We start from the raw sequence: 20,393 nt of genomic DNA on the forward strand, positions 1-20,393 counted from the left end.
GCTCCGATTAGGCAGACTGTCCGGCGAGAAACCCCTCGCCAACCAGGACGAGCCCCATCCATGTCCCATTCGACCGCCGCCCCCGCATCGGAACGATTGCACGCCCTCGATGCGCTCAGGGGAGGCGCCCTGCTGCTCGGCGTCGTCCTGCACGCGACGTTGTCATTTCTGCCCGGCTCGGCCCAATTCTGGTTGGTCAGGGACACCCATCCAAGCCTGCTGCTCGGGCTGCTGTCCTTCACCATCCACGTCTTCCGGATGACGACCTTCTTCCTGATGGCCGGCTTCTTTGCCCGCATGAGCTTTCATCGCCGCGGCACCTGGGGCTTTATCCGAGACAGGCTGCAGCGGATCGGGTTGCCGCTCGTGATCGGCTGGCCGATCGTCTTCGCGCCCATCGGCCTGATCGTGATCTGGGCATCTTCCTTACCGAATGCGAGCCCGTTCCACGGCGTGCGCAATTGGCCGCCGGTGCTGCCGAATTTTCCGCTGACCCATCTCTGGTTTCTCTATGTGCTGCTCGAGCTCTATGTTGCCATGCTTCTGCTGCGCGGCGCCATTGTCTGGCTCGATCTAGCGGGCACCTTGCGAACGTTCCTCGACCGTGCCTTCGCCGGGATCATGCGACATCCGCTGGCGCCGCTGGTGCTGGCAATCCCGATCGGCATCGCTTTCAGCCTCGACCAGCGCTGGACCAACGCAATGGGGGTGAGGACGCCGGATCAATCGCTCATTACCAACCCGCAGGCCTGGATCGGCTTCGGCACCGCCTTCGAGTCGGCTGGCTGTTGCATCGGCAAGTCGATCTGCTGCGACTGCTCGAGCGGCGCTGGCTCCCGCATCTCTTGCTCGCGATCGTCTTGATCCTGGTCAGCTTCGTGCTGTCAGGCGTGATCCTGTCCGCGCCCGGCGCACCGAAACTGCCGCTCAACGCTACCACGCTCAGGCTCGTCTCCGCCATCCTCTATGCACCGGCGATATGGATCTCGACCTTCGCGGCCATCGGCTTCGCGCTGCGCTTCATGTCCGGCTTCAGCCCGACCGGGCGCTATCTCGCCGATGCGTCCTATTGGCTCTATCTGATCCACTTGCCGATTGTGATGGCGCTGCAGGTCGCGCTGTCGCAACGTGACTGGCCCGGGCTGATCAAGTTCGCGATCATTCTCGTCGTCGCGATGCCGCCGATGCTCGCGAGCTATCATCTGCTGGTGCGCTTCACCTTCATCGGTGCGGTGCTGAATGGCCGCCGCGCCGAAAAGCGCGTTCTCCCGCAAGGCGGAATTGCGACGGCGTAGACAGCGCCGCCTCACGCATTAAGATGCCCGCAACAAAAAATAAGCGGGAGAAGCGTGATGAAGTTCGGCATCTTCTATGAGCTGCAATTGCCGCGGCCCTGGGTGGCCGGCGACGAGCTCAGGCTCTACCAGAACGCGCTCTCGCAGATGGAACTGGCAGACAAGCTCGGCTACGACCACGCCTGGGTCGTCGAGCATCACTTCCTCGAAGAGTATTCGCATTCGCCGTCGCCCGAGTCCTTCCTTGCCGCCGCGAGCCAGCGCACCAAGAACATCCGGCTCGGCCACGGCATCCTCCAGCTCACCACCAATCATCCGGCCCGCGTCGCGGAGCGCGTCGCGGTGCGCGATCTGCTCTCCAACGGCCGCTGCGAATTCGGCATGGGCGAGAGCGCGTCGATCACCGAGCTGACGCCGTTCGGCCGCGACATGGAGACCAAGAAGGAGGTCTTCGAGGAGGCCGTCGCCGCGATCTTCCCGATGTTCAGGGATGCGGGCTCCGAGCATCACGGCAAGTACTTCGACATCCCCTTGCGCAATGTCGTGCCGAAACCGGTGCAGAAGCCGCACCCGCCGCTGTGGATGGCCTGCTCGCAGCTGCCGACCATCGAGCGCGCGGGTCGTCATGGTTTTGGCGCGCTCGGCTTCCAGTTCGTCAGCGCGGATGCCGCGCATGCGTGGGTGCACGCCTATTACAATGCGATGGCCAAGCGGTTGCACAAGCTCGCCGACTACCAGATCAACCCGAACATGGCGCTGGTGTCGTTCTTCATGTGCGCCAAGACCGACGAGGAGGCGCGTGCGCGCGCCGATGGCGCCACCTTCTTCCAGTTCGCGCTGCGCTTCTACGGCGCCTCGCAGAACCGCCAGCGTCCCGCGCCCTACACCGTCAACATGTGGGACGAGTACAACAAGTGGAAGCGCGACAATCCGGAAGCGCAGGAGGCGGCCTTGCGCGGCGGCCTGATCGGCTCGCCGGAGACCATCCGCAAGAAGCTGAAGCGCTTTCAGTCGTCGCATATCGACCAGGTCATCCTGCTCAACCAGGCCGGCAAGAACAGCCACGAGCACATCTGTGAATCACTGGAGCTGTTCGGCCGCGAGGTGATGCCGGAGTTCCAGAACGATCCGGCGCAGGCGGCCTGGAAGCAGGGCGTCATGAGCGGCGAGATCAAGCTGGAAGAGATCGACACCCAGGCGTTCACCGACCGCTACGGCAAGCTCGCGATCAATGTCGCCCCGGCGAAGGCGGCGGCGGGGTAGGCATGCATGCAGACTTTTGATCGGGCAATCGCAGCGATCAAACTTACTCGCCACCGCATCTTCGTTGCCTGCTAGCTTGGATTGTCCCGGCGGCAATTGGCATCAGGCAGAGTCGACCCGAAACCAACGATAGCCATACCCGTCGAGTTCGATCTCGCCACCCGTGGTGCGCTTCGCCGGGTAGACACGATTTCCGAAAAGATCAGTCAGCTTGCGGTTGCTCGGAATCTCGTGAAGTACCGTCGTGCATTCGTTCGGCCCGAGGTTGTGCAGGATGAGCACCGATTTGGCTTCCAGCACATAATGCAGCACCAGGACCGACGAGGAGTCGGCTTGCGGCAGGATGCAATCGCCCCAGCCTATCTCCGGGCAGGATTGCCGCAGCTCGGTGAGCCGGCGCAGCCAATTGAACAGTGAATTCGGATCGCGCTGCTGCGCGGCGGCGTTGACGTGACTTGATCCGAACTCGCCATCGGTGATCACCGAGTGCAACAGACGTTCGTTCGGCGCCGTCGAAAATCCGGCATTGGGATCGTCCGTCCATTGCATGCACGTTCGAACCGGCCAGCGTTCGGGCAGGCAGAGATCGTCCCCCATTCCCAGCTCGTCGCCATAATAAATGACCGGCGTGCCGGGAAGACCGAACAGCAGACTGAATGCCAGTTCGATCCGGCGGCGATCATTGCCGAGCATGCCCGCCAGCCGCCGGCGAATGCCACGACCGTACAATTGCATCTTTGGTTCTGGCGCAAAGGCCGCGTACACCGGATCGCGCTGCTCGGACGGCAGGCGACCCAGGTCCAACTCATCATGATTGCGCAGGAATTGGGCCCACTGGGCCGATTTCGGCAGTTTCGGAAGTGCGGTCAGGCATTGTCGCAGCGGCTCGGCTCGCTCCTCGGCCAGCGACAGAAACAAGTGCTGGTTGACCAGGAAGGCAAACAGCATGTGAATGCGCGAGCCATCACCGAAATATCGGTGGAGCTCGGAGGCACGCACGTTGGCTTCGGCCAGCAGGACCGAGTCACCCTTGCGCCACGACAGGAAATCCCGCAGTTCGCCAAAGAATTCGTAGTGGCGTTTCGGCGATCGGTTCGGACGCACCTCCTCGACAACGAAGGGCGCCGCGTCGATCCGGAATCCGGAGACACCGAGCTCCAGCCAGAAGCCGAGAATCTTGAAGATTTCCTGGCGAACGGCGGGACAGGTGATGTCGAGGTCAGGCTGATATTGATAGAAGCGATGATAGTACCAGGCTCGCGCGCGCAGGTCGTAAGTCCAGACACTGGATTGGAAACCCGGGAAAACGACCCCGTCCGCGCTGTTCTCCGGCTCCGTGTTCGACCACACGTAGTATTTCCGATACGGCGACGCAGGGTCGGCTCGCGCCTGCTGAAACCACGCGTGCTGCTCCGAAGTATGATTGATCGGCAAGTCGACGATCAGCCGCAATCCGCGGAGCCTCGCTTGGTGACTGAACTCGACGAAGTCGCCGAGCGTGCCGAGGGCCGGCGCGATGTTGTAATAGTCGGTGACGTCGTAGCCGTGGTCGAGCCCCGGACTGGGATAGAACGGAAGCAGCCAAAGGCAGGTTACCCCCAGCTGTGCGAGATGATCCAATCGCTCGATCAGCCCTGCGAAGTCGCCGATGCCGTCCCCGTTGCCGTCCTTGTAAGTAGCGACGTTCAGGCTGTAGATGATGGCGTTCTTGTACCAGAGATCGAGCAAATTTCCCGTCCACAGCTGCAGCGGCACGCCAGAAGGCTTCAGCCTGCGGAGTAAGCCGACGCCATCGGATCACAACCGTCCAGCTTACCACTTGTTCCCGGGCGGCGACCGTGCGCGTGGCGCACGCTAACCCGAGCTGTTGAGTTACGGTTTCGAGGCAATCGAGTCTTCAGAATTTGGTCCGCGCAGATCGCGTTTGGATTGCCGATAGCCGCTGCCATGGAACGCGCATCTCTCAAGGCCGTTGCGTCTCGGCGGAACATCGGAGAAGAGCCGTATGCGCATTGCCCAGATTGCGCCTTTGGCCGAGAGCGTCCCTCCCAAACTCTATGGCGGCACCGAAAGGGTTGTCGCATGGCTCGTCGATGAGCTTGTGGAACTCGGACACGAGGTCACCTTGTTTGCAAGTGGAGATTCAAGGACGCGCGGCGCACTTCATCCGGTATGCCCTCGGGCGCTTCGCCTTGGTCGACCGCGCGCAGATCCGTCTGCGGCCTACGCCATTCTGCTCGAAGCGATGTCGCGGCGGACAAGCGCGTTTGATGTCATACACGCCCATATCGATTGGCTGCATTTGCCGCTGCTCACCAGATCGCGTGTGCCATTTGTCACGACACTGCATGGACGTTTGGATCTGCCCGGCTTGGCGAACGTGCTTCATGACTTTCCGAACGCCCGCTTCGTCTCGATTTCCGACAATCAGCGCCTTCCGCTGGCCGGTGCGAATTGGTGCGGCACGGTGTATCACGGCCTGCCTGAACAGCTGTTTCGTCCTTCATACCGTCCGGGAACGTATTTGGCGTTCTTAGGCCGGCTCACCGCCGACAAGGGTCCCGAACAGGCGATTCGCATCGCGCGTGCGGCCGGAATGCCGCTCCGGATCGCGGCCAAAGTGCCGCGAGGCGAGACCGGCTATTTCAAACGACAGCTGGAGCCGCTGATCGACGGCGATGAAATCCAGCTGATTGGCGAAGTCAACGACGCGGCGAAGCAGCCATTTCTCTCGGAAGCAGCGGCATTGTTGTTTCCGATCGACTGGCCCGAGCCATTTGGGCTGGTCATGATCGAGGCGATGGCCTGCGGTACGCCCGTGATCGCCTATCGATCCGGTTCGGTGCCGGAGGTGATTGACGAGGAGTCACCGGCTTTGTCGTCGAGAGCGAAGCCGAAGCCGTCGACGCGGTAAACCGACTGGGCCGAATAGATCGGCCCGCGGTCCGCCGGCGCTTTGAGCGGCGGTTCACCGCGAAGCGAATGGCGCAGGACTACGTCCACTGTTACCAGCATGTGCTGAATGCGCGAGACGACAAACGAACGATCGGACCGGAACGGGGACCACGCGCCGTTTCGGCAAAGTCGGGCTACCCTGCCGAGGACGACTGACGGTGCTTCGCCCAGCTCTGCACTCCGATATCCGGCCTTTCCACCATCAGCCTGCATTCGACCCTGACCTACCGCAAGCGTGCCTATGAGCGGCTCGGCATTTCCGCGCAGAACGAATTGTTTTCGATCGTGCTGGGCCTGCTCGCGGCGGCCGGTCGCCTGAACTGAGAGGGACGTCTCGGCCCGAAAAGCCGTTGGAACGATGGCGCAACATCCCGGTTCACAGGAAACAGAGATGGAGGTTCCCGATGCGCCGTGGAGATGAATCGAGCTACGCCGGCAAGCAAAAGCGGAACGTCACGCTGCGTGGGAGTGCGTCATGAACGAGGAGATGACGCGCTGCATCGAGACCTGCTTGTCATGCTACAAGACCTGCCTGGCGACAGCGATGAACCACTGCCTCGAAATGGGTGGCAAGCATGTCGAGCCCGCCCACTTCCGCCTGATGATGGCATGCGCGGAAATCTGTCGGACCTCGGCCCATTTCATGCTGATCAATACGCCGCATCACAAGCACACGTGCAAGGAGTGTGCGGAGATCTGTGCGGAGTGCGCCAGGGATTGCAAGCGGATCGGTGACATGGACGAATGCGCCGCCGTCTGCGAGGCCTGTGCCGAATCCTGCCGCAAGATGGCGGCATAAGCGGACGCGCGCCTTCAACTCCTGCACGGGGCCGGATGACCGCGCGCCGGCGCTAAGCCAATTCTGCTAGTTCTTTTTGGACCCCGCGATTTTCCCGAGAACCGCTCCTCGGAAGTCCCGAACCGAGACCGTGCGGCCGGTCTGATCTGCGATCCGCTTTGCGAGTTCAAGCGCCTCCGCTTCGTCGGCGAGGTCGGCAACCATCATCGAGAGAGCTCCGACACCGGCGCCGGTGATGACGATATTGTTGCTCTTGCCGGTATCACTCTTGTCGCTCACGGCTTGATTCCTGGGAGTCCGGACATGGCTCCAAAGAAAACAACTTAAAGGGCCCCCGCCGTCCGTCCGATAGCGGACATACGCGTCGAAAAATTCGACCCTAGATCGCATTCTGCTCGCGAAGTGTTTCAAAGCACTCGCAGGACCGTGCTTTCAATCCATCGAGGTCGAGGATGTTGATGATCCCGCGCGAGTAATTGATGAGCCCGGCCTCTTGAAGTTTTTGGGCGACCTCGGTGACCGACGTGCGGCGGACGCCGAGCATTTCAGACAGGAATTCCTGGGTGAGGTGAATGGTCATGCTTTGCGTCACCGAGCTCGTCTGCAGCAGCCACCGGCAAAATCGCTCTTCAATCAAATGCAGGGCATTGCAGGCGGCCGTCACGCGGGCCTGCGCAAGCAGGTTCTCGTTGAACCGCATGCACATCAGCTGAAGCGCTTTGCTGGTCTCGCCGTGCCGTCTCATGGTTGCAGCGGGAACGACGGCTGCGGTCATCGGGATCTGAATGATCGCCCGAACCTGCGACTTGTAGAGCCCGAACGTCGCGGCAGCACCAAACGCTCCGTCCTTGCCGACCGTCGAGGTCTCGACGGCCTTGCCGTTTCTCATGATCGTGAGGAGCGAGATCATGCCGCCGAAGGGAAAGTAGACCTGGTCGATTTCGTCGCCGACCTCGGCGAGCACCTTGCCTTGCGCCAGCGACATCACCGTCATCTGCGGCCGAAGCTGCTCAAATTCGGCCCGCGGCAGATTGGCCAGCAGGGAGTTGGCGAGCGGAGCGGTCGGCATTGTGTATCCCGCCCGGTCGGTCTGGGCCGTCTTCCGCGGGGATTGATGTAGCGTTCCGAGTTGACGCCTCCACGGGAATTTCTAGGTAGGCTACAAACCGGCAATTCGTCGGTCCGGTTTCCGACACATGCCAGGAGCTGAATTCCACGAGCGCTGTTAACTAGGCGCCCGATTTCCACGCAATACTAGGGCGAATGAAATATTTAATGTCCGGAATCGGACTCAAGAGGAAAGATGCCGCGATTCTTCTTCGTCGTCGTCGATGGCCGAAACATGGAAGTCCAGAACGACGGCTTGGAGCTGCCCGACCGCGACGCCGCCTGGGTCGAGGCAACGACGGCCCGCGGAGAGCTTCTCCGCGACCTCGACGGCAAGCTCGCACCCGGAGACCAGTGGTGCATGAAGGTCCAGGATGCTGCCGGGGCTGATATCTATCTGCTGGAGTTCAAGACCAGGGCGGTCTGACCAACCGACGCGCTGAAGGGCCTTCGAACTGCATCATCCGAGGGAACCGAAGCCTGCTGTTGTGTCCGGTATCCGACATAAGATAGTCTCACTCTCATCACCGTTCCGTCCGCGGCTTCGACCGGTGACTGAGAGAGGATCGTGCTCCCGCCGGGTTCATGGTGGTACCGATGCACGACTCCCAGCCCACAATGACGTCCTACCGTCTCAGGGTTCTGGCCAATGGGATCGAAGAGGAGTGGTCGGTTCCCCTGGACGGCAACGATGCGAGCGCGCTTTGGGACGAAGCCGCCGTAACAGCGTGCGACATGATCCGCGACATCAAGTTTGCCGGCATGAGGCCGGACCTCGACTGGCATTTCGAGTTCTGCGATCCCGCCGGCACCGTGATCAGCCGATTTTCGTTCAGGGCGGAGCGCCTCGCGTGACATCGGCTCGGCGCACCCCGAGGTCACGCGCTCAATTGATTGCGGACGGACGTCATTGCGCTTCCGGCCCGTCGCGACATGAAAAACGACGGCCGCACACCCGGTCCTCATCCTGAGGCCTCGCCAACGGCGGAGCGTCTCGAAGGATGGCCACAGCGGAATCGCTCCCACATGCGATGGCCTGAGGCCGCGTTCTCATCACGAGTAATTGGTGATAAGCATGCGGTGGGAATTCATGCCTGTCGGGGGACGCGAGAGTGGCAGCAAAGCTTGGCCAGATCATTCTTCTTTGTGCATTCGGGGTGCTCTCCGCGCTTGGCGCCGCCCACGCGACAACCGTTGTGGCGCTCGGAGCCAGCAACACCTTCGGTAAGGGCGTGACGCGTAGCCAAGCCTATCCCGCACAGCTTGAAACGCTTCTCCGTTCGAGGGGTCTTAACGTCCGCGTCATCAATGCTGGCGTCAACGGTGACACCACGGGAGGCATGCTGGCCCGACTGGATCGAGTGGTCCCGAAAGGAACGAGCGTTGTGATCCTTCAACCCGGCGGTAACGACCGGAGAAAACTAGCCTCCGACAACACCCCTGCCATCCAAAGTCGGCTCAGCGCAATGGGAATCAAGATTGTCATGCTCCCGAACGGGATGCTGCATGGACTCCCGCATCAGCCTGACGGGCAACATCTTACGCCGGAGGGCTATCACATGCTGGCAGAGGAGCTGGTTGGCCAAGTCGCCGCGGCGCTGGGGAAATAGCGTCAAACCGCCTCCTGAAGTCAAAAAATTCAAGTCGGAATCCTCAATGCTGCGTTGCCCCGAAGCTGACATTCGGAGGGCGCGATCGGGTTGCCACCACGACGCTATGCTGCCACCGCTGATTTTGGATCAGATACGTTCATGCCGTTCGTGAACGTCACAAGTGTTCTGAGCGCCAATTGTGCTGGCAAGCAAGGCTGCGAAATAATTCTCCTGAGCATGTCGTCCTGGCGGCCGCCCGTTCGACTGGATGTCGGCAACCCCGCCGAACAACTAGGAGAAATGCAATGGCTCAAGATCCTGGAATGAGAGGCGAGAAGATATACGAATGCGATCTCGCTCTCACGGGCGTAACGGATTATGGCGTAAGCATGGACGATATCCTTGCTGGCAAGCAAGCGGTCCCACTGCAGGGAGCACGCTTCGACCTCCATATCGATGGCCCCTGTCAGGGCCGCCTTTCGGGGCGCCAGCATGGCGTCGACTATCTGCGAATGCGCGCTGATGGTCGCATCGACCTGGACCTGCACGTTATCATCGGCACCGACGATGGGCATCGGATTGCGTTGTCGGGCGATGGCCAGGCGGCACTGCGAAACGGCGAGCCGGTGGTCGATATCTTTGCAAACATCCGGCTCACCACCGCCTCCAAAGCGTATGCATGGGTCAATCAACGGCAGATCTGGAGCGTCGGAACTGGCGACCTGGCCACGCGGAGGATCCGTGTCGCAGCGTATATGCAGTGATGGCGATACGCTGGACAAGCGGACATCGACGGGGCTCAGGGCGAGGCGTGATGATCGGTCCCCTTTCCGGCAAGTTGAAATTTGCCGTCCGCCTGATTACAATTAACAGATGATTGGAAGCGCCGAAGGCACTGACCTAATTCAGCATGGGGAACTCGCGGACTTGCCGCGTCTCCTCGCGCAGTCGCGAGCCATCGTCGAGGCAAGCAGGAACGCCATTGAGAGGAGCCAACGGTACATACAGCAGCACCGCTGGCAGCCCGACCGGCGACCGGAAAGTGAACGCCCCGCGCATGTTTAGGAACGTCCGGCGCGCCACCTTGTTTCCCGAACATGCCGCTGTACTTCTTCAATGTTCTCGATCCAGAGTCGTCCCCCCCGTGCAGGGCGAGGACTTTCCAGATGATGAAGCTGCTTGGCGTGAGGCCACGGTCTACGCCGGGCAGCTTTTGAAGGACGGCGGCGGACGGCTTCGGCCTGGCCAGGAATGGGCTTTGGAAGTCGCGGACGAAGCCGGCAAGCCAATCTTCAACATTCATGTCAGTACGAAGAACAAGAAGTAAGTGCGCCTCGGCCTGCTTTGCGATTGGCTTCGAGCCCACGTTACTGTTTTTGAGCCGCGGTAGCTGGCATTGTCACCTTCACACTCATGATGGGTGAACGGGCTGTCTCCAGCGCGTGAAGATAGCCACGGTCGAACTCCGCCACGTCTTCCAGTGCAGCCCGGTTCAGGAATTGCACCATATGATTTTGCCACTCAATCAGGCCTTGCTGTCTAAGCTCCTGAAGCGTCCTGTTGACATGGACGACTGAGAGGCCACATGCATCGGCGACGTTCTGCTGCGTAAAGGGGAGTTGGAAGCTGCTGCCATTTTCGAGGCTTCCGACGAGTTCTAATCTGGTGGCAATCTCGCAAAGGAGATGCGCAATTCTGCTCAGGGCCTGGCGCGATCCAAGGTTTTCAACCCACTCGCGATAGAGCGCAGCATGGATCAGCGTCTCGCGCCAAAACGCCTGCGTGATCCCGGGCGAGTCGTTCATGAGCTCCTTGAGATAGGCGTGAGGCACAGAAGCGACTGTCGAGTTGCCAACGCTGCAAAGCTCATGATCCATGACAGGCAGGTGCAGCGTGTGCAAATCCGGCATATCGCCCGCGACATAGAACGAAGAGATTTGGTTGCGGGCCGAGATCACCCTTTGACGCGACAGAAACCCACTCATCACAACCGTCGAATGCGTGGGCGTGTCGCCATGGCGCACGACATGTTCGCCATTGCCGAGCGTCTTGAGCTTGTATGGCATGCGTGCGAGCTTGGCTTGATCTTGCTCAGATAGACCGGCCACCGCCTGCAAGCGCGCGATCAGCTTACGATGGGGCACGACGGGCTCCCTATCCTTGATAGGCGGGAGCACCAAGGTCTCTCAGCCACCGACGCCTACGGCGCAGCCTCGGCCGGTGATGCCTTATTAACGCACGAGGATCGGCAGAGTTCAACTGGTGATTTGCCCGAGCTGGCAGTACCGCTGTTGGCCCTTAGCCAATGTCGCTGCTGCGTTTGTCGGTGCCCGCTGCTGTGGGCCATGCGGACCCGCTATCGTGCACGTGCGCGCCCGACCTATGGAGATATCCCCTGATATGTCTGTCCCTATTGCCAGGGACGGAGGTCGGGCGCCTGAGTGACGCAAGATAGAAGCGCAATTGGTTGCTGAGAAGGAGAGTAAAGCAGAACGCGACCGTTGTAATCGAGTCGGGGAGTAGCCATCTAACGAACTCAGCATCCGGCCCGCTTCAAGCGCCTGTCCGGACACGCGACGGTTAGCCACGCCAAATCCTACGGTCGATCACGGCCAACGGCACGTCGCCGTGACGTGCGCGTCACCCCGGTCAGGACAGCTCATGCCTACCGAACAAGCCGCCGTGCGGGTCGTCCACAAACCGTGGGGGGTTCGCGATCTGCAACCGTGGAGCAGCGTCGACGGGTCTGCTAGTGCCGTCGGAGAGCTGTGGTTCGAGCGAGCCAACAAGGATGCGCCCACCCCGGCGTTGCGTCTCAAGCTGCTGTTCACCAGCGAACCATTGTCGATCCAGGTTCATCCCGACGATACTTACGCACGAGCGATGGGGATGCCGAACGGCAAGAGCGAGGCTTGGTATATCCTCGCGGCCCGGCCCGACGCGCAGATCGGCGTTGGATTAAAGCACCAGATAACGCCACAACAATTGCGCGCGTCGATCCAGAACGGTTCGATCGCCGAACTCGTTCACTGGCGATCGGTTGCCAAAGGCGACGTCATCTACATCCCGGCCGGTACCATCCACACCATCGGCGCCGGCATCGTGCTCGCTGAAATTCAGCAGCGCAGCGACGCCACATTCCGCCTATTCGACTACGGCCGGCAGCGCGAACTGCACGAAGACAATGGGGTCGCCGTCGCCCACCCATGGCCGCTTCCAACGCCAGGCAATCCGACGCCCTTGACCGTAAATCGAACGGTATTGGTCGCGAGCAGGCATTTCGTTCTCGAGCGGCTTGAACTGCTCGAGGGGTCAAGCTGGGCGCTGTTTGCAGAACCGGAAACCTGGATTCTCACCCTCGACGGCCATGCGGCAATCGGCTTGACCGCGGCAGCTATCGGACATGCCATCTTCGTCGGTGGCGGCTGCATCAGCATAGAGGTTGGCAATAACGGATTGAGCGCGCTGATTGCGTATCCCGCAAGTCGCCCGACCGATTCCCTGTTGCAGAGGTTAAGCAAGCAACCTGCCAATCCAGCCGCGATCCCCGTTCCGCAATTTGCAGGCCTCGCATGACGCCGATTCGCCGCGTCGCCCTGATCGGCAATTCACTGCCTCGCCGCTGCGGTATCGCCACCTTCACGACCGACCTTGAACGCGCGATTTCGAATTCAAGGCCGGACCTGGAGACCAGCATTATCGCCATGAACGACCACGCGCAGACCTACGACTATCCCGGTTCGGTCGCATTCCAGATCAAGGATGACATCATTGGAGACTATGTGCGTGCCGCGGCCTTCCTGAACGCCGGTCGCTACGACGTCGTCTGCCTGCAACACGAATTCGGAATCTTCGGCGGCGAAGCCGGCGCTCACATTCTCGAGCTGCTTTCACGCCTCAGCATGCCGGTTGTCACGACACTACACACGGTGCTCGCCAAGCCGACTACCGCCCAGCGCGCGGTGATGGAGCGTATCGTCGAGGCATCTTCGAAAATCATTGTGATGGCCAACAAGGGACGCGAGATGCTGCGTAGCGTCTATCGCGTGCCGGACGACAAGGTCGAGGTCATTGCGCACGGCATTCCCGACTTTCCCTTTGTCGAGCCCGATGCTGCCAAGGCCAAACTTGGATTCAGCAACCGCTCGGTCATTCTGACTTTCGGCCTGCTCTCCCCCAGCAAGGGCATCGAGGTCATGATCGACGCCATGCCCTCGATCCTGGAGCGCCGCGCGGACGCGGTCTATGTCGTACTCGGCGCGACGCATCCCAATCTGGTGCGCGACCAAGGTGAGGCCTATCGCGAAAGCCTGATGAAGCGCGTGCGCGAACTTGGGGGTGAGAACCACGTCGTATTCCTCGACCAGTTCGTCGATCAGGCCACGCTGCTCGAATTCATCTCGATGTGCGACGTGTACGTCACGCCTTATCTCAACGAAGCGCAGATGACGTCGGGCACGCTGGCCTACAGCTTCGGTCTCGGGAAGCCGGTGGTTTCGACGCCTTATTGGCACGCGTTGGAGCTGCTGGATGACGGTCGTGGCGTCATCGTTCCCTTCGGCAACTCTGCCGCGACCGGCAAGGAAATTGCGCGATTGCTCACCGATACCCCTCGTCGTCAGGCGATGCGCGAGCGCGCCTACGCCGTCAGCCGATCGATGACATGGGTTCGCACGGCCGAGCGCTATATTGCCGTATTCGAAGACGCGCGGCAGGGCGACTGGCTCAAGGTGATCGCGCGCACCGGACCGGTTGCGATTGCGCACAGCCCTGCGGCGTCGGACATGCAGTTGGATCACTTTCTTTCCATGTGCGACGACACCGGCCTGTTCCAGCATGCGGTGCATTCGGTACCCGATCGCGCGCACGGCTATTGCGTGGACGACAATGCGCGCGCCTTGCTGCTCGCCTGCGCCCTCAACAATCCCGGCGAAAAACGTCTGCCTGAGGTTTTGACTGCCCGCTTTGCCGCGTTCGTGCAGCATGCGTGGAATCCCGACACCAGACGCTTTCGCAACTTCATGGGGTTCAATCGAACCTGGCTGGAAGACCACGGCTCCGAAGACAGCCATGGACGAACATTATGGGCGCTGGGTGAGTGCGCACGGAAGGATGCAAGCCCGTCGCGACGTCGATGGGCTGAAGCCTTGTTTGCCGAGGCGTTGCCGACTGTTGACGCCTTTGCTTCGCCGCGTGCATTGGCCTTTACCCTGCTGGGTCTGGACGGTTATTGCGCCGTCGTTCCCGATGACGCGCGCGCCCTGGAAATTCGGCATTCCCTTGCCGACAGGTTGATGTCGAGCCTCGCGTCGGTCGAAACGCCGGACTGGACGTGGTTCGAGGAGGGGCTGGCGTATGACAATGCGCGCTTGCCGCAGGCTTTGATGCTGACAGGCATGGCCACGCAAACGCCTGACTACCTCGATGCCGGCATGCGATCCCTGCGTTGGCTGATGAAACAGCAAACGGCTTCGACCGGGCATTTCCGTCCCATCGGCACCGCCGGCTTCGGCGAAGTGCGCCAACCGCCTCGCACGTTCGACCAGCAGCCGGTGGAAGCCACGGCGACGATCGCCGCCTGCCTGACCGCTTGGCGGGCAGACGGCGACGTCGAATGGAAAGCGATCGCAACCAGCGTTTTCGCCTGGTTTCTCGGCCGCAACGATCTATCGATCGTGCTCGTCGATGTCGAGACCGGCAGTTGCCGGGATGGATTGCATCCCGACCGCGCCAACGAAAACCGCGGCGGCGAGTCAGTCGTGTCCTATCTGCTCGGCCTTGCCGATATTCGTCAGCTTGCGCGCGTCAACGTCAGCGAAACACCCCCGGTGGCCTTTCGCGCCATCGGCGCCTGATTACATTGTTCCCTCCAGCGAACCGAGGACACCTTGTCGCACGCCACCTTCCTGAATCGGCAGGCGCTCTATCTGCGTCCCGACACCGCGCGCGTGATCGTACGCCCGTTCAAGCCGGCGACCGAACCGCGCGATCTCAACCCGACCGATAAGACCCGCGCCAACCACATCGTCGAACGGGTTCTCGCGCTGGACCCGATGATTGCGGCCAACCTGTTGGCGGATGTGCTGGAAAATTTTCAGGGCCGCCATCGTAACCTGCTGGAGACGTTCGAGGCGCGTACCGACGTCATGGAACAAGCGCTGGCAGCGCACGGGCCTTTTTCCAGCGTCCAGCGCCAATTGATCGGAGCCTATTTTCTGAACGAATACTCGTTCGAAGCCTCGGCACTGTTCAATCCCAGCATCGTGCCGCATCCCGACCAGTCGGACGCTCCGAGGGGCGGCTTGCGCTTTATTCTCAGCCTCCGCGCTGTTGGCGAAGGCCATATATCGTCGCTCACCTTTCGCGCCGGCACGATTGCTGCCGATGGCAGTCTGACCGTCGACCCAACAGCCCGCCTTGCTTCCAGCCCTCGGGTCAAGCTTCGCATACCCAAACCAGATGGCGACGACATCGAACTGACGTTCAATCCGGACGAGGAACTCAGTGAGCGCGTCATCTTTCCGGTTACGGAATCCCAGTCGAACGGCATCGAAGACGCCCGCTTCGTTGAATTCGGCGATGGCGGCCGGAAGACCTATTACGCCACTTATACCGCCTACAGCGGTAAGGCGATCTGCTCGGAGCTGATCGAGACCTGCGACTTCCTGTCGTTTCGAATGTCGCCGCTGCGTGGGACCGCCGCACGCAATAAGGGGATGGCGTTGTTCCCGCGCAAGATCGACGGCAAGTACGCCATGATCGCGCGTCAGGACAATGAGAACCTCTATCTGATCTATTCGGACGATTTGCATCAATGGGACGGCGGTCAGGCGATCCTGAAGCCGCAATTTCCCTGGGAGTTCGTGCAGATCGGAAACTGCGGTTCACCGATCGAACTCGATGAGGGCTGGCTGTTGCTCACGCACGGCGTCGGTCCCGTGCGAAAATATTCGATCGGCGCTGCCCTGCTCGACAAGAACGATCCATCCAAGGTCCTGGCGCGTTCGGTCGAACCGCTGCTGCATCCCGAGCCGTTGGAACGCGAAGGCTACGTCCCCAACGTGGTTTATACTTGCGGGGCGATGCGGCACAATGATCAGATCATTTTGCCCTATGCCGTGTCCGACACCTACTCGAACTTCGCGACCATCAAGACTGCAGCCCTAATGCGGGCCATGTCCTGATATGGACCAAGCCGCGCCCCCTAACCAACGTCGCTGATCCGTTTGTCCGTGTCCCTGTTGTGGGCCATGGGGACCCGCCATAGTGCGCGTGCGCGCGGCGCTCTTGACCCGTTGCCAACCTTCGCTAGCAACGCCAAATCTGAACAGAACTGCGGCTGAAAAGCGGGAGGTTGTGCAATGGATGCTTATACGGTTCGAGACGCCAAGCCCGATGAGCAACGCGAGCTAACGCGCCTCTGTGCGTGCGACGATGCACGCGGGACACGACGAAGCGTTCATCGATCGAACCATGCCCGCGCTTACGATAACTGTACCATTGATCAGTGCGAATTGGGTTCAAGTGGCAGAAGATCGCACCAGCGGAGTTGTCGGTGTCGTTGTGGTGACGCCGACCGCGCTTCAAGGAATTGCGCAGCTTTACGGCCTTTATGTTGATCCGGCACATTGGAAGCGAGGGATCGGCCGAGTTCTGTTCGGGGCGGCCGTAGCTCGCGCAAAAGGGATAAAAGCCGGAGCCCTCGTGATCACGGCCGAACCCTCTGCGGAAGGATTTTATAGTCGCATGGGAGCCATCAGGATCGGCGAAGGACCGTTTTACTTCTCGCCCGAAACCATACTGCCTTCCCTGCTGTACGTCATTCCACGCGCGACATCATAAGGCCGCCGCCGCATGGGGGCAGAGCGGAAGTTTGCCGCTGAGCGCCAAATCGACGCTTTTGCCCCATTGCCGAAGTTAACTACGCGGCAGGTGATTGACGCGGGTCCGTCTTTGGTCCATTTTTACCTTGGTAGATACGACCTGCTGCTTGCGCCCTCTGGGGAAGGTAAACGTATCATAGGCTTTTGAGCCCTTTGCCCGAACGAGCCGGGCCAGCAATGCAAGCCCTGGCACTTCTGTCTCGTTCAAGAGCAAAGGATGAAGACATGCGCGATTTCCGCAACGCCAAAGCCATGGCGCAAACGCTACGTTCGACCCTTGCTGCCAAGGGTATCAAGATCACCATTGGCCAAAGCCTCGAACTAATTGCCGCGATTTTCGGTCTAGCCGATTGGAATACGCTGGCTGCCGCAATCAACGCGGAGAAGGCTGTGCCTCGCGAGAAGGCCTCGCCGACGCCGGCTGTGGGAGGCAATTCATTTCCACCGCTTTCCGCCGAGCTCACTACGACGCTCCATCGGGCCATCGGCTTCGCCGGCCAGCGAAATCATGAATACGCCACATTGGAGCATCTGCTTCTTGCCCTGCTAGAGGACGCGGATGCATGGGCATCCGTGAGTGCTTGCAATGCCGATCCGAGTGGGCTCGCGGACAGGCTCGTTGACTATCTCGACCACGGACTGACGAAAATAGTCATGGAGAAACACGCGGAACCCAAACCGACCGCCGGATTTCAACGCGTTGTACAGCGTGCGGAGGTCCGGGGGAAAGCGTTGGGTCGCTCCATAGTAACCGGCGCAGATACGCTTGAGGCAATCTTTTACGAAACGCAGAGTCCAGCTGCGCGGTTTCTCGGTGAACAGGGAATTTCCTATCAGCAATTATTCGAAGGCGGTGCGACAGATCGCAGATGAACTCACCTAACGTGCACCCCACCGACAGGACACGCCCCAATATTGTCTGTCCCTATCGCTAGGGACAGACATCGGCGCCTGGGTTCGCTAGTCTGGCCCGGTTCACACGAGCATCCAGGAAGGCCGCTTTGAGCACCGCGCCGCGCATCGACATCGACCTCACCGCGTTCTGGGCCGATCCTTATCCAATGCTCGCAACGATGCGCAAGGAGGCGCCGATCGCCTTCGTGCCGCAGCTCGGCTCGACGCTGCTGACCTGCCGCGACGACATCTCGATCTCCGAGAAGCAGATCGACGTGTTCTCCTCGCACCAGCCCGCGGGCCTGATGAACCGGCTGATGGGCCACAACATGATGCGCAAGGACGGCGAGGCGCATCAGGTCGAGCGGCGCGCCATGTTTCCGACGGTGTCACCGAAGACGGTGAAGGCGCACTGGACCGCGCTGTTCCAGGCCCACGCCGATCGGATCGTCGAGGCGATTGCGCCCGGCGGCCGGATCGATTTGATGCGCGACTTCGCGCTGCCGTTCTCCGGCGAGTGCCTGAAGTCGATCACCGGCCTCACCAATATCGGTTTCGCCGACATGGATGCGTGGTCGCAGGGCATGATCGAGGGCATCGCCAATTATGGCGGCGATCCCGCGGTCGAGGCACGCTGTCACGCGGCGACGTCGGGCATCGATGCTGCGATCGACGACATCCTGCCGGTGATGCGCAAGCATCCTGACCAGAGCATTCTCGGCGTGCTGCTCGCCTCGGGTATGCCGATGGAGAGCGTGCGCGCAAACGTCAAGCTCGCGATCTCAGGCGGACAGAACGAACCGCGCAAGGCGATCGCCGGGACGGTGTGGGCGCTGCTGACCCATCCCGATCAGCTCGAGCTCGTGCGCAAGGGCGAGGTGACGTGGCTCGAGGCGTTCGAGGAATACGCGCGCTGGATCTCGCCGATCGGCATGTCGCCGCGGCGTATCGCCAGGCCGTGGTCGATCCGCGACGTCGCGTTCGAGCTTGATGAGCGCGTGTTCCTGATGTTCGGCTCCGCCAACCGCGACGAGAAGCATTTTGAGCGCGCCGACCAGTTCGACGTGCGGCGTGATACCTCCAAGAGCGTCGCCTTCGGTGCCGGTCCGCATTTCTGCGCCGGCGCCTGGGCCTCGCGCGCCATGATCGCTGACGTCGCGCTGCCGACATTGTTCGCGCGCGCTGGGCATATCGAGATCGCCGACGACGAGCCGGTGCGGATCGGCGGCTGGGCGTTCCGGGGCTTGCAGAATTTGCCGGTGAGATGGCTGCAATAGCCCAGCAAGGGTCTGTCCATCACGAGCGCCATGATGTGATCTTGCACCTGTTTTGCCCGACGTGTCAAATCTATTTCGGATAATACGCAAGCGCTTGCTTTTCGCACGCCCCGGCTACTGTGCATGGGGTTGTTTTCGCTTTTTTGCTCCGGCTGGGAATCCTATGAGCTCCCTTCACATCCGCGTGCAGAAAAATTCCATCTTCATTCGCTCCGCCGTTTGAAAGATTAATCATGCGCTCTGCCCCAGGGGCAGTGCGTGCATCGCTATTTTCCCGTACGTCTCGACACCTTTCCCGCCCCGCACCATCATCCCCCCGACATGAATGATGGCGGCCGTACGCGGCTGGGAGCCCGGAATGCAGCGTCGTAATTTTCTGAAACTTTCCGTTGGTACCGCAGCCGCGGCAGCGTTCGCGCCGCGTGCGAATGCGCAAGGCGCGGTGAAGGAAATTCGTATCGGCTACCAGAAGACCGGCGTGCTGGTCATCACGCGCCAACGGGCAACTCTGGAAAAACATTTCTCGCCGCAGGGCATCGACGTGAAATGGGTCGAGTTCTCCTCGGGGCCTCCGATGATGGAGGCGATGAATGTCGGCAGCGTCGATTACGGAGCGGTCGGCGATTCCCCGCCGGTGTTCGCCCAGGCCGCCGGCGCGGCGATCGTCTATGCTGCCGGCCAGCCCATCACCAACGGCCAGGGCATCCTGGTGCCCAAGGATTCGCCGATCCGCTCCATTGCCGACTTGAAGGGCAAGCGCATCGGCTTCACCAAGGGCTCCAGCGCCCACAATGTCGTGGTGCAGACGCTGGAGAAGGCGGGCCTGACCTACGCGGACATCACGCCGGTCTATCTGACGCCGCCGGACGCTGGTCCCGCCTTCGCCAATGGCAGCATCGACGCGTGGGCGATCTGGGATCCCTATTTCGCGATCGGCGAGACCAAACAGAACGGCCGCATCCTGATCAATGCGCGCGAGGTCACCAAGACCAACTCGTTCTACATCGCCAACCGCGATTTCGCGAAGAACCACGGCGCGATCCTGCAACAGATCGTCGACGTCACCACCGCGACCGGTCAATGGGCCGAACAGCACCGCGACGAGGTTGCCAGGTCGTTGGCCGCGATCACCGGCGTCCCGCTGGAGATTCAGGCCGTGGCGGCCGATCGTGCCAATTTCGTGATCGGCCCCGTCACCGACGACATCGTCGCGACCCAGCAGGGCGTCGCCGACCGCTTCTACAAGCTCGGCCTGATCCCGAAGCCGATCGTCATCCGCGACATCGTCTGGCGCAGCACGGCGACCTGATCGTGCCAACCAATCTCCC

20 protein-coding genes and 2 pseudogenes are annotated in these 20,393 nt (G+C 61.1%); 18 read left to right on the plus strand and 4 right to left on the minus strand.

Features of this window, described 5'->3' with window-relative positions; genetic code table 11:
• The first annotated feature begins 60 nt into the window (after positions 1–60).
• From ACTGJ9_RS13070 to ACTGJ9_RS13080, 3 genes are read left to right on the plus strand one after another with little or no spacing between them, the layout of a single operon-like run.
• Positions 61–864 carry an acyltransferase family protein gene (locus ACTGJ9_RS13070; protein WP_456677370.1) on the plus strand — a complete coding sequence of 268 codons (804 nt, stop codon included), beginning with the start codon at positions 61–63 and terminating at the stop codon, positions 862–864.
• Positions 846–1,295, plus strand: a complete 450-nt coding sequence (locus tag ACTGJ9_RS13075) for a hypothetical protein (RefSeq protein ID WP_456677371.1) — start codon at positions 846–848, stop codon at positions 1,293–1,295. Before ACTGJ9_RS13070 ends, ACTGJ9_RS13075 begins: the two co-directional genes overlap by 19 nt.
• Before the next feature lie 57 nt (positions 1,296–1,352).
• Positions 1,353–2,558, plus strand: a complete 1,206-nt coding sequence (locus ACTGJ9_RS13080) for an LLM class flavin-dependent oxidoreductase (protein ID WP_456677372.1) — start codon at positions 1,353–1,355, stop codon at positions 2,556–2,558.
• A 102-nt stretch (positions 2,559–2,660) separates the two neighbouring features.
• Here ACTGJ9_RS13080 and ACTGJ9_RS13085 read toward each other — a convergent pair whose 3' ends face one another.
• The gene (locus ACTGJ9_RS13085) at positions 2,661–4,313 is read right to left on the minus strand and encodes an alpha-amylase family protein (protein WP_456677373.1); all 1,653 of its coding nucleotides are present in this window, start codon (positions 4,311–4,313) and stop codon (positions 2,661–2,663) included.
• A gap of 250 nt (positions 4,314–4,563) precedes the next feature.
• Here ACTGJ9_RS13085 and ACTGJ9_RS13090 point away from each other — a divergent pair.
• From ACTGJ9_RS13090 to ACTGJ9_RS13100, 3 genes and pseudogenes are all read left to right on the plus strand, one after another.
• A pseudogene (locus ACTGJ9_RS13090) lies at positions 4,564–5,669 on the plus strand (glycosyltransferase family 4 protein).
• Between the two features lie 27 nt (positions 5,670–5,696).
• Positions 5,697–5,837 (plus strand): annotated as a pseudogene (locus tag ACTGJ9_RS13095) (LuxR family transcriptional regulator); the annotation flags it as partial.
• 151 nt (positions 5,838–5,988) lie between these two features.
• A complete protein-coding gene (locus ACTGJ9_RS13100; RefSeq protein ID WP_456677374.1) occupies positions 5,989–6,312 on the plus strand; it encodes a four-helix bundle copper-binding protein in 324 nt (107 codons plus the stop codon).
• A 66-nt stretch (positions 6,313–6,378) separates the two neighbouring features.
• On the opposite strand, the gene ACTGJ9_RS13105 is transcribed toward ACTGJ9_RS13100, so the two are convergent.
• Entirely contained in the window at positions 6,379–6,591 is a 213-nt protein-coding gene (locus ACTGJ9_RS13105) for a hypothetical protein (RefSeq protein WP_456677375.1), read from the minus strand.
• A 100-nt stretch (positions 6,592–6,691) separates the two neighbouring features.
• A complete protein-coding gene (locus tag ACTGJ9_RS13110; RefSeq protein WP_456677376.1) occupies positions 6,692–7,381 on the minus strand; it encodes a Crp/Fnr family transcriptional regulator in 690 nt (229 codons plus the stop codon).
• Between the two features lie 234 nt (positions 7,382–7,615).
• Between ACTGJ9_RS13110 and ACTGJ9_RS13115 the strand changes: the two genes are divergently transcribed.
• From ACTGJ9_RS13115 to ACTGJ9_RS13135, 5 genes are all read left to right on the plus strand, one after another.
• Positions 7,616–7,846 (plus strand): DUF6894 family protein, encoded by a 231-nt coding sequence (locus ACTGJ9_RS13115; protein WP_456677377.1) that lies wholly within the window; start codon positions 7,616–7,618, stop codon positions 7,844–7,846.
• A gap of 170 nt (positions 7,847–8,016) precedes the next feature.
• Positions 8,017–8,274 (plus strand): DUF6894 family protein, encoded by a 258-nt coding sequence (locus ACTGJ9_RS13120; protein WP_456677378.1) that lies wholly within the window; start codon positions 8,017–8,019, stop codon positions 8,272–8,274.
• Between the two features lie 257 nt (positions 8,275–8,531).
• Complete coding sequence (locus tag ACTGJ9_RS13125; RefSeq protein ID WP_456677379.1) at positions 8,532–9,029, plus strand: GDSL-type esterase/lipase family protein; 498 nt, start codon at positions 8,532–8,534, stop codon at positions 9,027–9,029.
• 287 nt (positions 9,030–9,316) lie between these two features.
• Complete coding sequence (locus ACTGJ9_RS13130; protein ID WP_456677380.1) at positions 9,317–9,775, plus strand: DUF3237 family protein; 459 nt, start codon at positions 9,317–9,319, stop codon at positions 9,773–9,775.
• A 380-nt stretch (positions 9,776–10,155) separates the two neighbouring features.
• Positions 10,156–10,338, plus strand: a complete 183-nt coding sequence (locus ACTGJ9_RS13135) for a DUF6894 family protein (protein WP_456677381.1) — start codon at positions 10,156–10,158, stop codon at positions 10,336–10,338.
• A 40-nt stretch (positions 10,339–10,378) separates the two neighbouring features.
• On the opposite strand, the gene ACTGJ9_RS13140 is transcribed toward ACTGJ9_RS13135, so the two are convergent.
• Positions 10,379–11,155, minus strand: coding sequence for a Crp/Fnr family transcriptional regulator (locus ACTGJ9_RS13140; RefSeq protein ID WP_456677382.1), 777 nt, complete (start codon positions 11,153–11,155; stop codon positions 10,379–10,381).
• Between the two features lie 517 nt (positions 11,156–11,672).
• Between ACTGJ9_RS13140 and ACTGJ9_RS13145 the strand changes: the two genes are divergently transcribed.
• The 7 genes from ACTGJ9_RS13145 (at position 11,673) to ACTGJ9_RS13175 (ending at position 20,374) form a co-directional block, all read left to right on the plus strand.
• Positions 11,673–12,587, plus strand: coding sequence for a class I mannose-6-phosphate isomerase (locus ACTGJ9_RS13145; RefSeq protein ID WP_456677383.1), 915 nt, complete (start codon positions 11,673–11,675; stop codon positions 12,585–12,587).
• Complete coding sequence (locus ACTGJ9_RS13150; RefSeq protein ID WP_456677384.1) at positions 12,584–14,866, plus strand: glycosyltransferase family 4 protein; 2,283 nt, start codon at positions 12,584–12,586, stop codon at positions 14,864–14,866. Before ACTGJ9_RS13145 ends, ACTGJ9_RS13150 begins: the two co-directional genes overlap by 4 nt.
• 33 nt (positions 14,867–14,899) lie before the next feature.
• Positions 14,900–16,195: a glycoside hydrolase family 130 protein gene (locus tag ACTGJ9_RS13155; RefSeq protein WP_456677385.1), complete on the plus strand. Its 1,296-nt coding sequence runs from the start codon at positions 14,900–14,902 to the stop codon at positions 16,193–16,195.
• 289 nt (positions 16,196–16,484) lie between these two features.
• On the plus strand, positions 16,485–16,853 hold the full coding sequence (locus ACTGJ9_RS13160) for a GNAT family N-acetyltransferase (RefSeq protein WP_456677386.1): 369 nt from the start codon (positions 16,485–16,487) through the stop codon (positions 16,851–16,853).
• Positions 16,854–17,119: 266 nt separating this feature from the next.
• A complete protein-coding gene (locus tag ACTGJ9_RS13165; RefSeq protein WP_456677387.1) occupies positions 17,120–17,767 on the plus strand; it encodes a glyoxalase superfamily protein in 648 nt (215 codons plus the stop codon).
• A 128-nt stretch (positions 17,768–17,895) separates the two neighbouring features.
• Entirely contained in the window at positions 17,896–19,065 is a 1,170-nt protein-coding gene (locus ACTGJ9_RS13170) for a cytochrome P450 (RefSeq protein ID WP_456677388.1), read from the plus strand.
• Positions 19,066–19,423: 358 nt separating this feature from the next.
• Positions 19,424–20,374: a sulfonate ABC transporter substrate-binding protein gene (locus ACTGJ9_RS13175; protein WP_456677389.1), complete on the plus strand. Its 951-nt coding sequence runs from the start codon at positions 19,424–19,426 to the stop codon at positions 20,372–20,374.
• The last annotated feature ends 19 nt before the right edge of the window (positions 20,375–20,393 follow it).

Origin of the sequence: Bradyrhizobium sp. RDM12 (assembly GCF_051917485.1) — a bacterium.
In the GTDB taxonomy this organism is placed as follows: domain Bacteria; phylum Pseudomonadota; class Alphaproteobacteria; order Rhizobiales; family Xanthobacteraceae; genus Bradyrhizobium.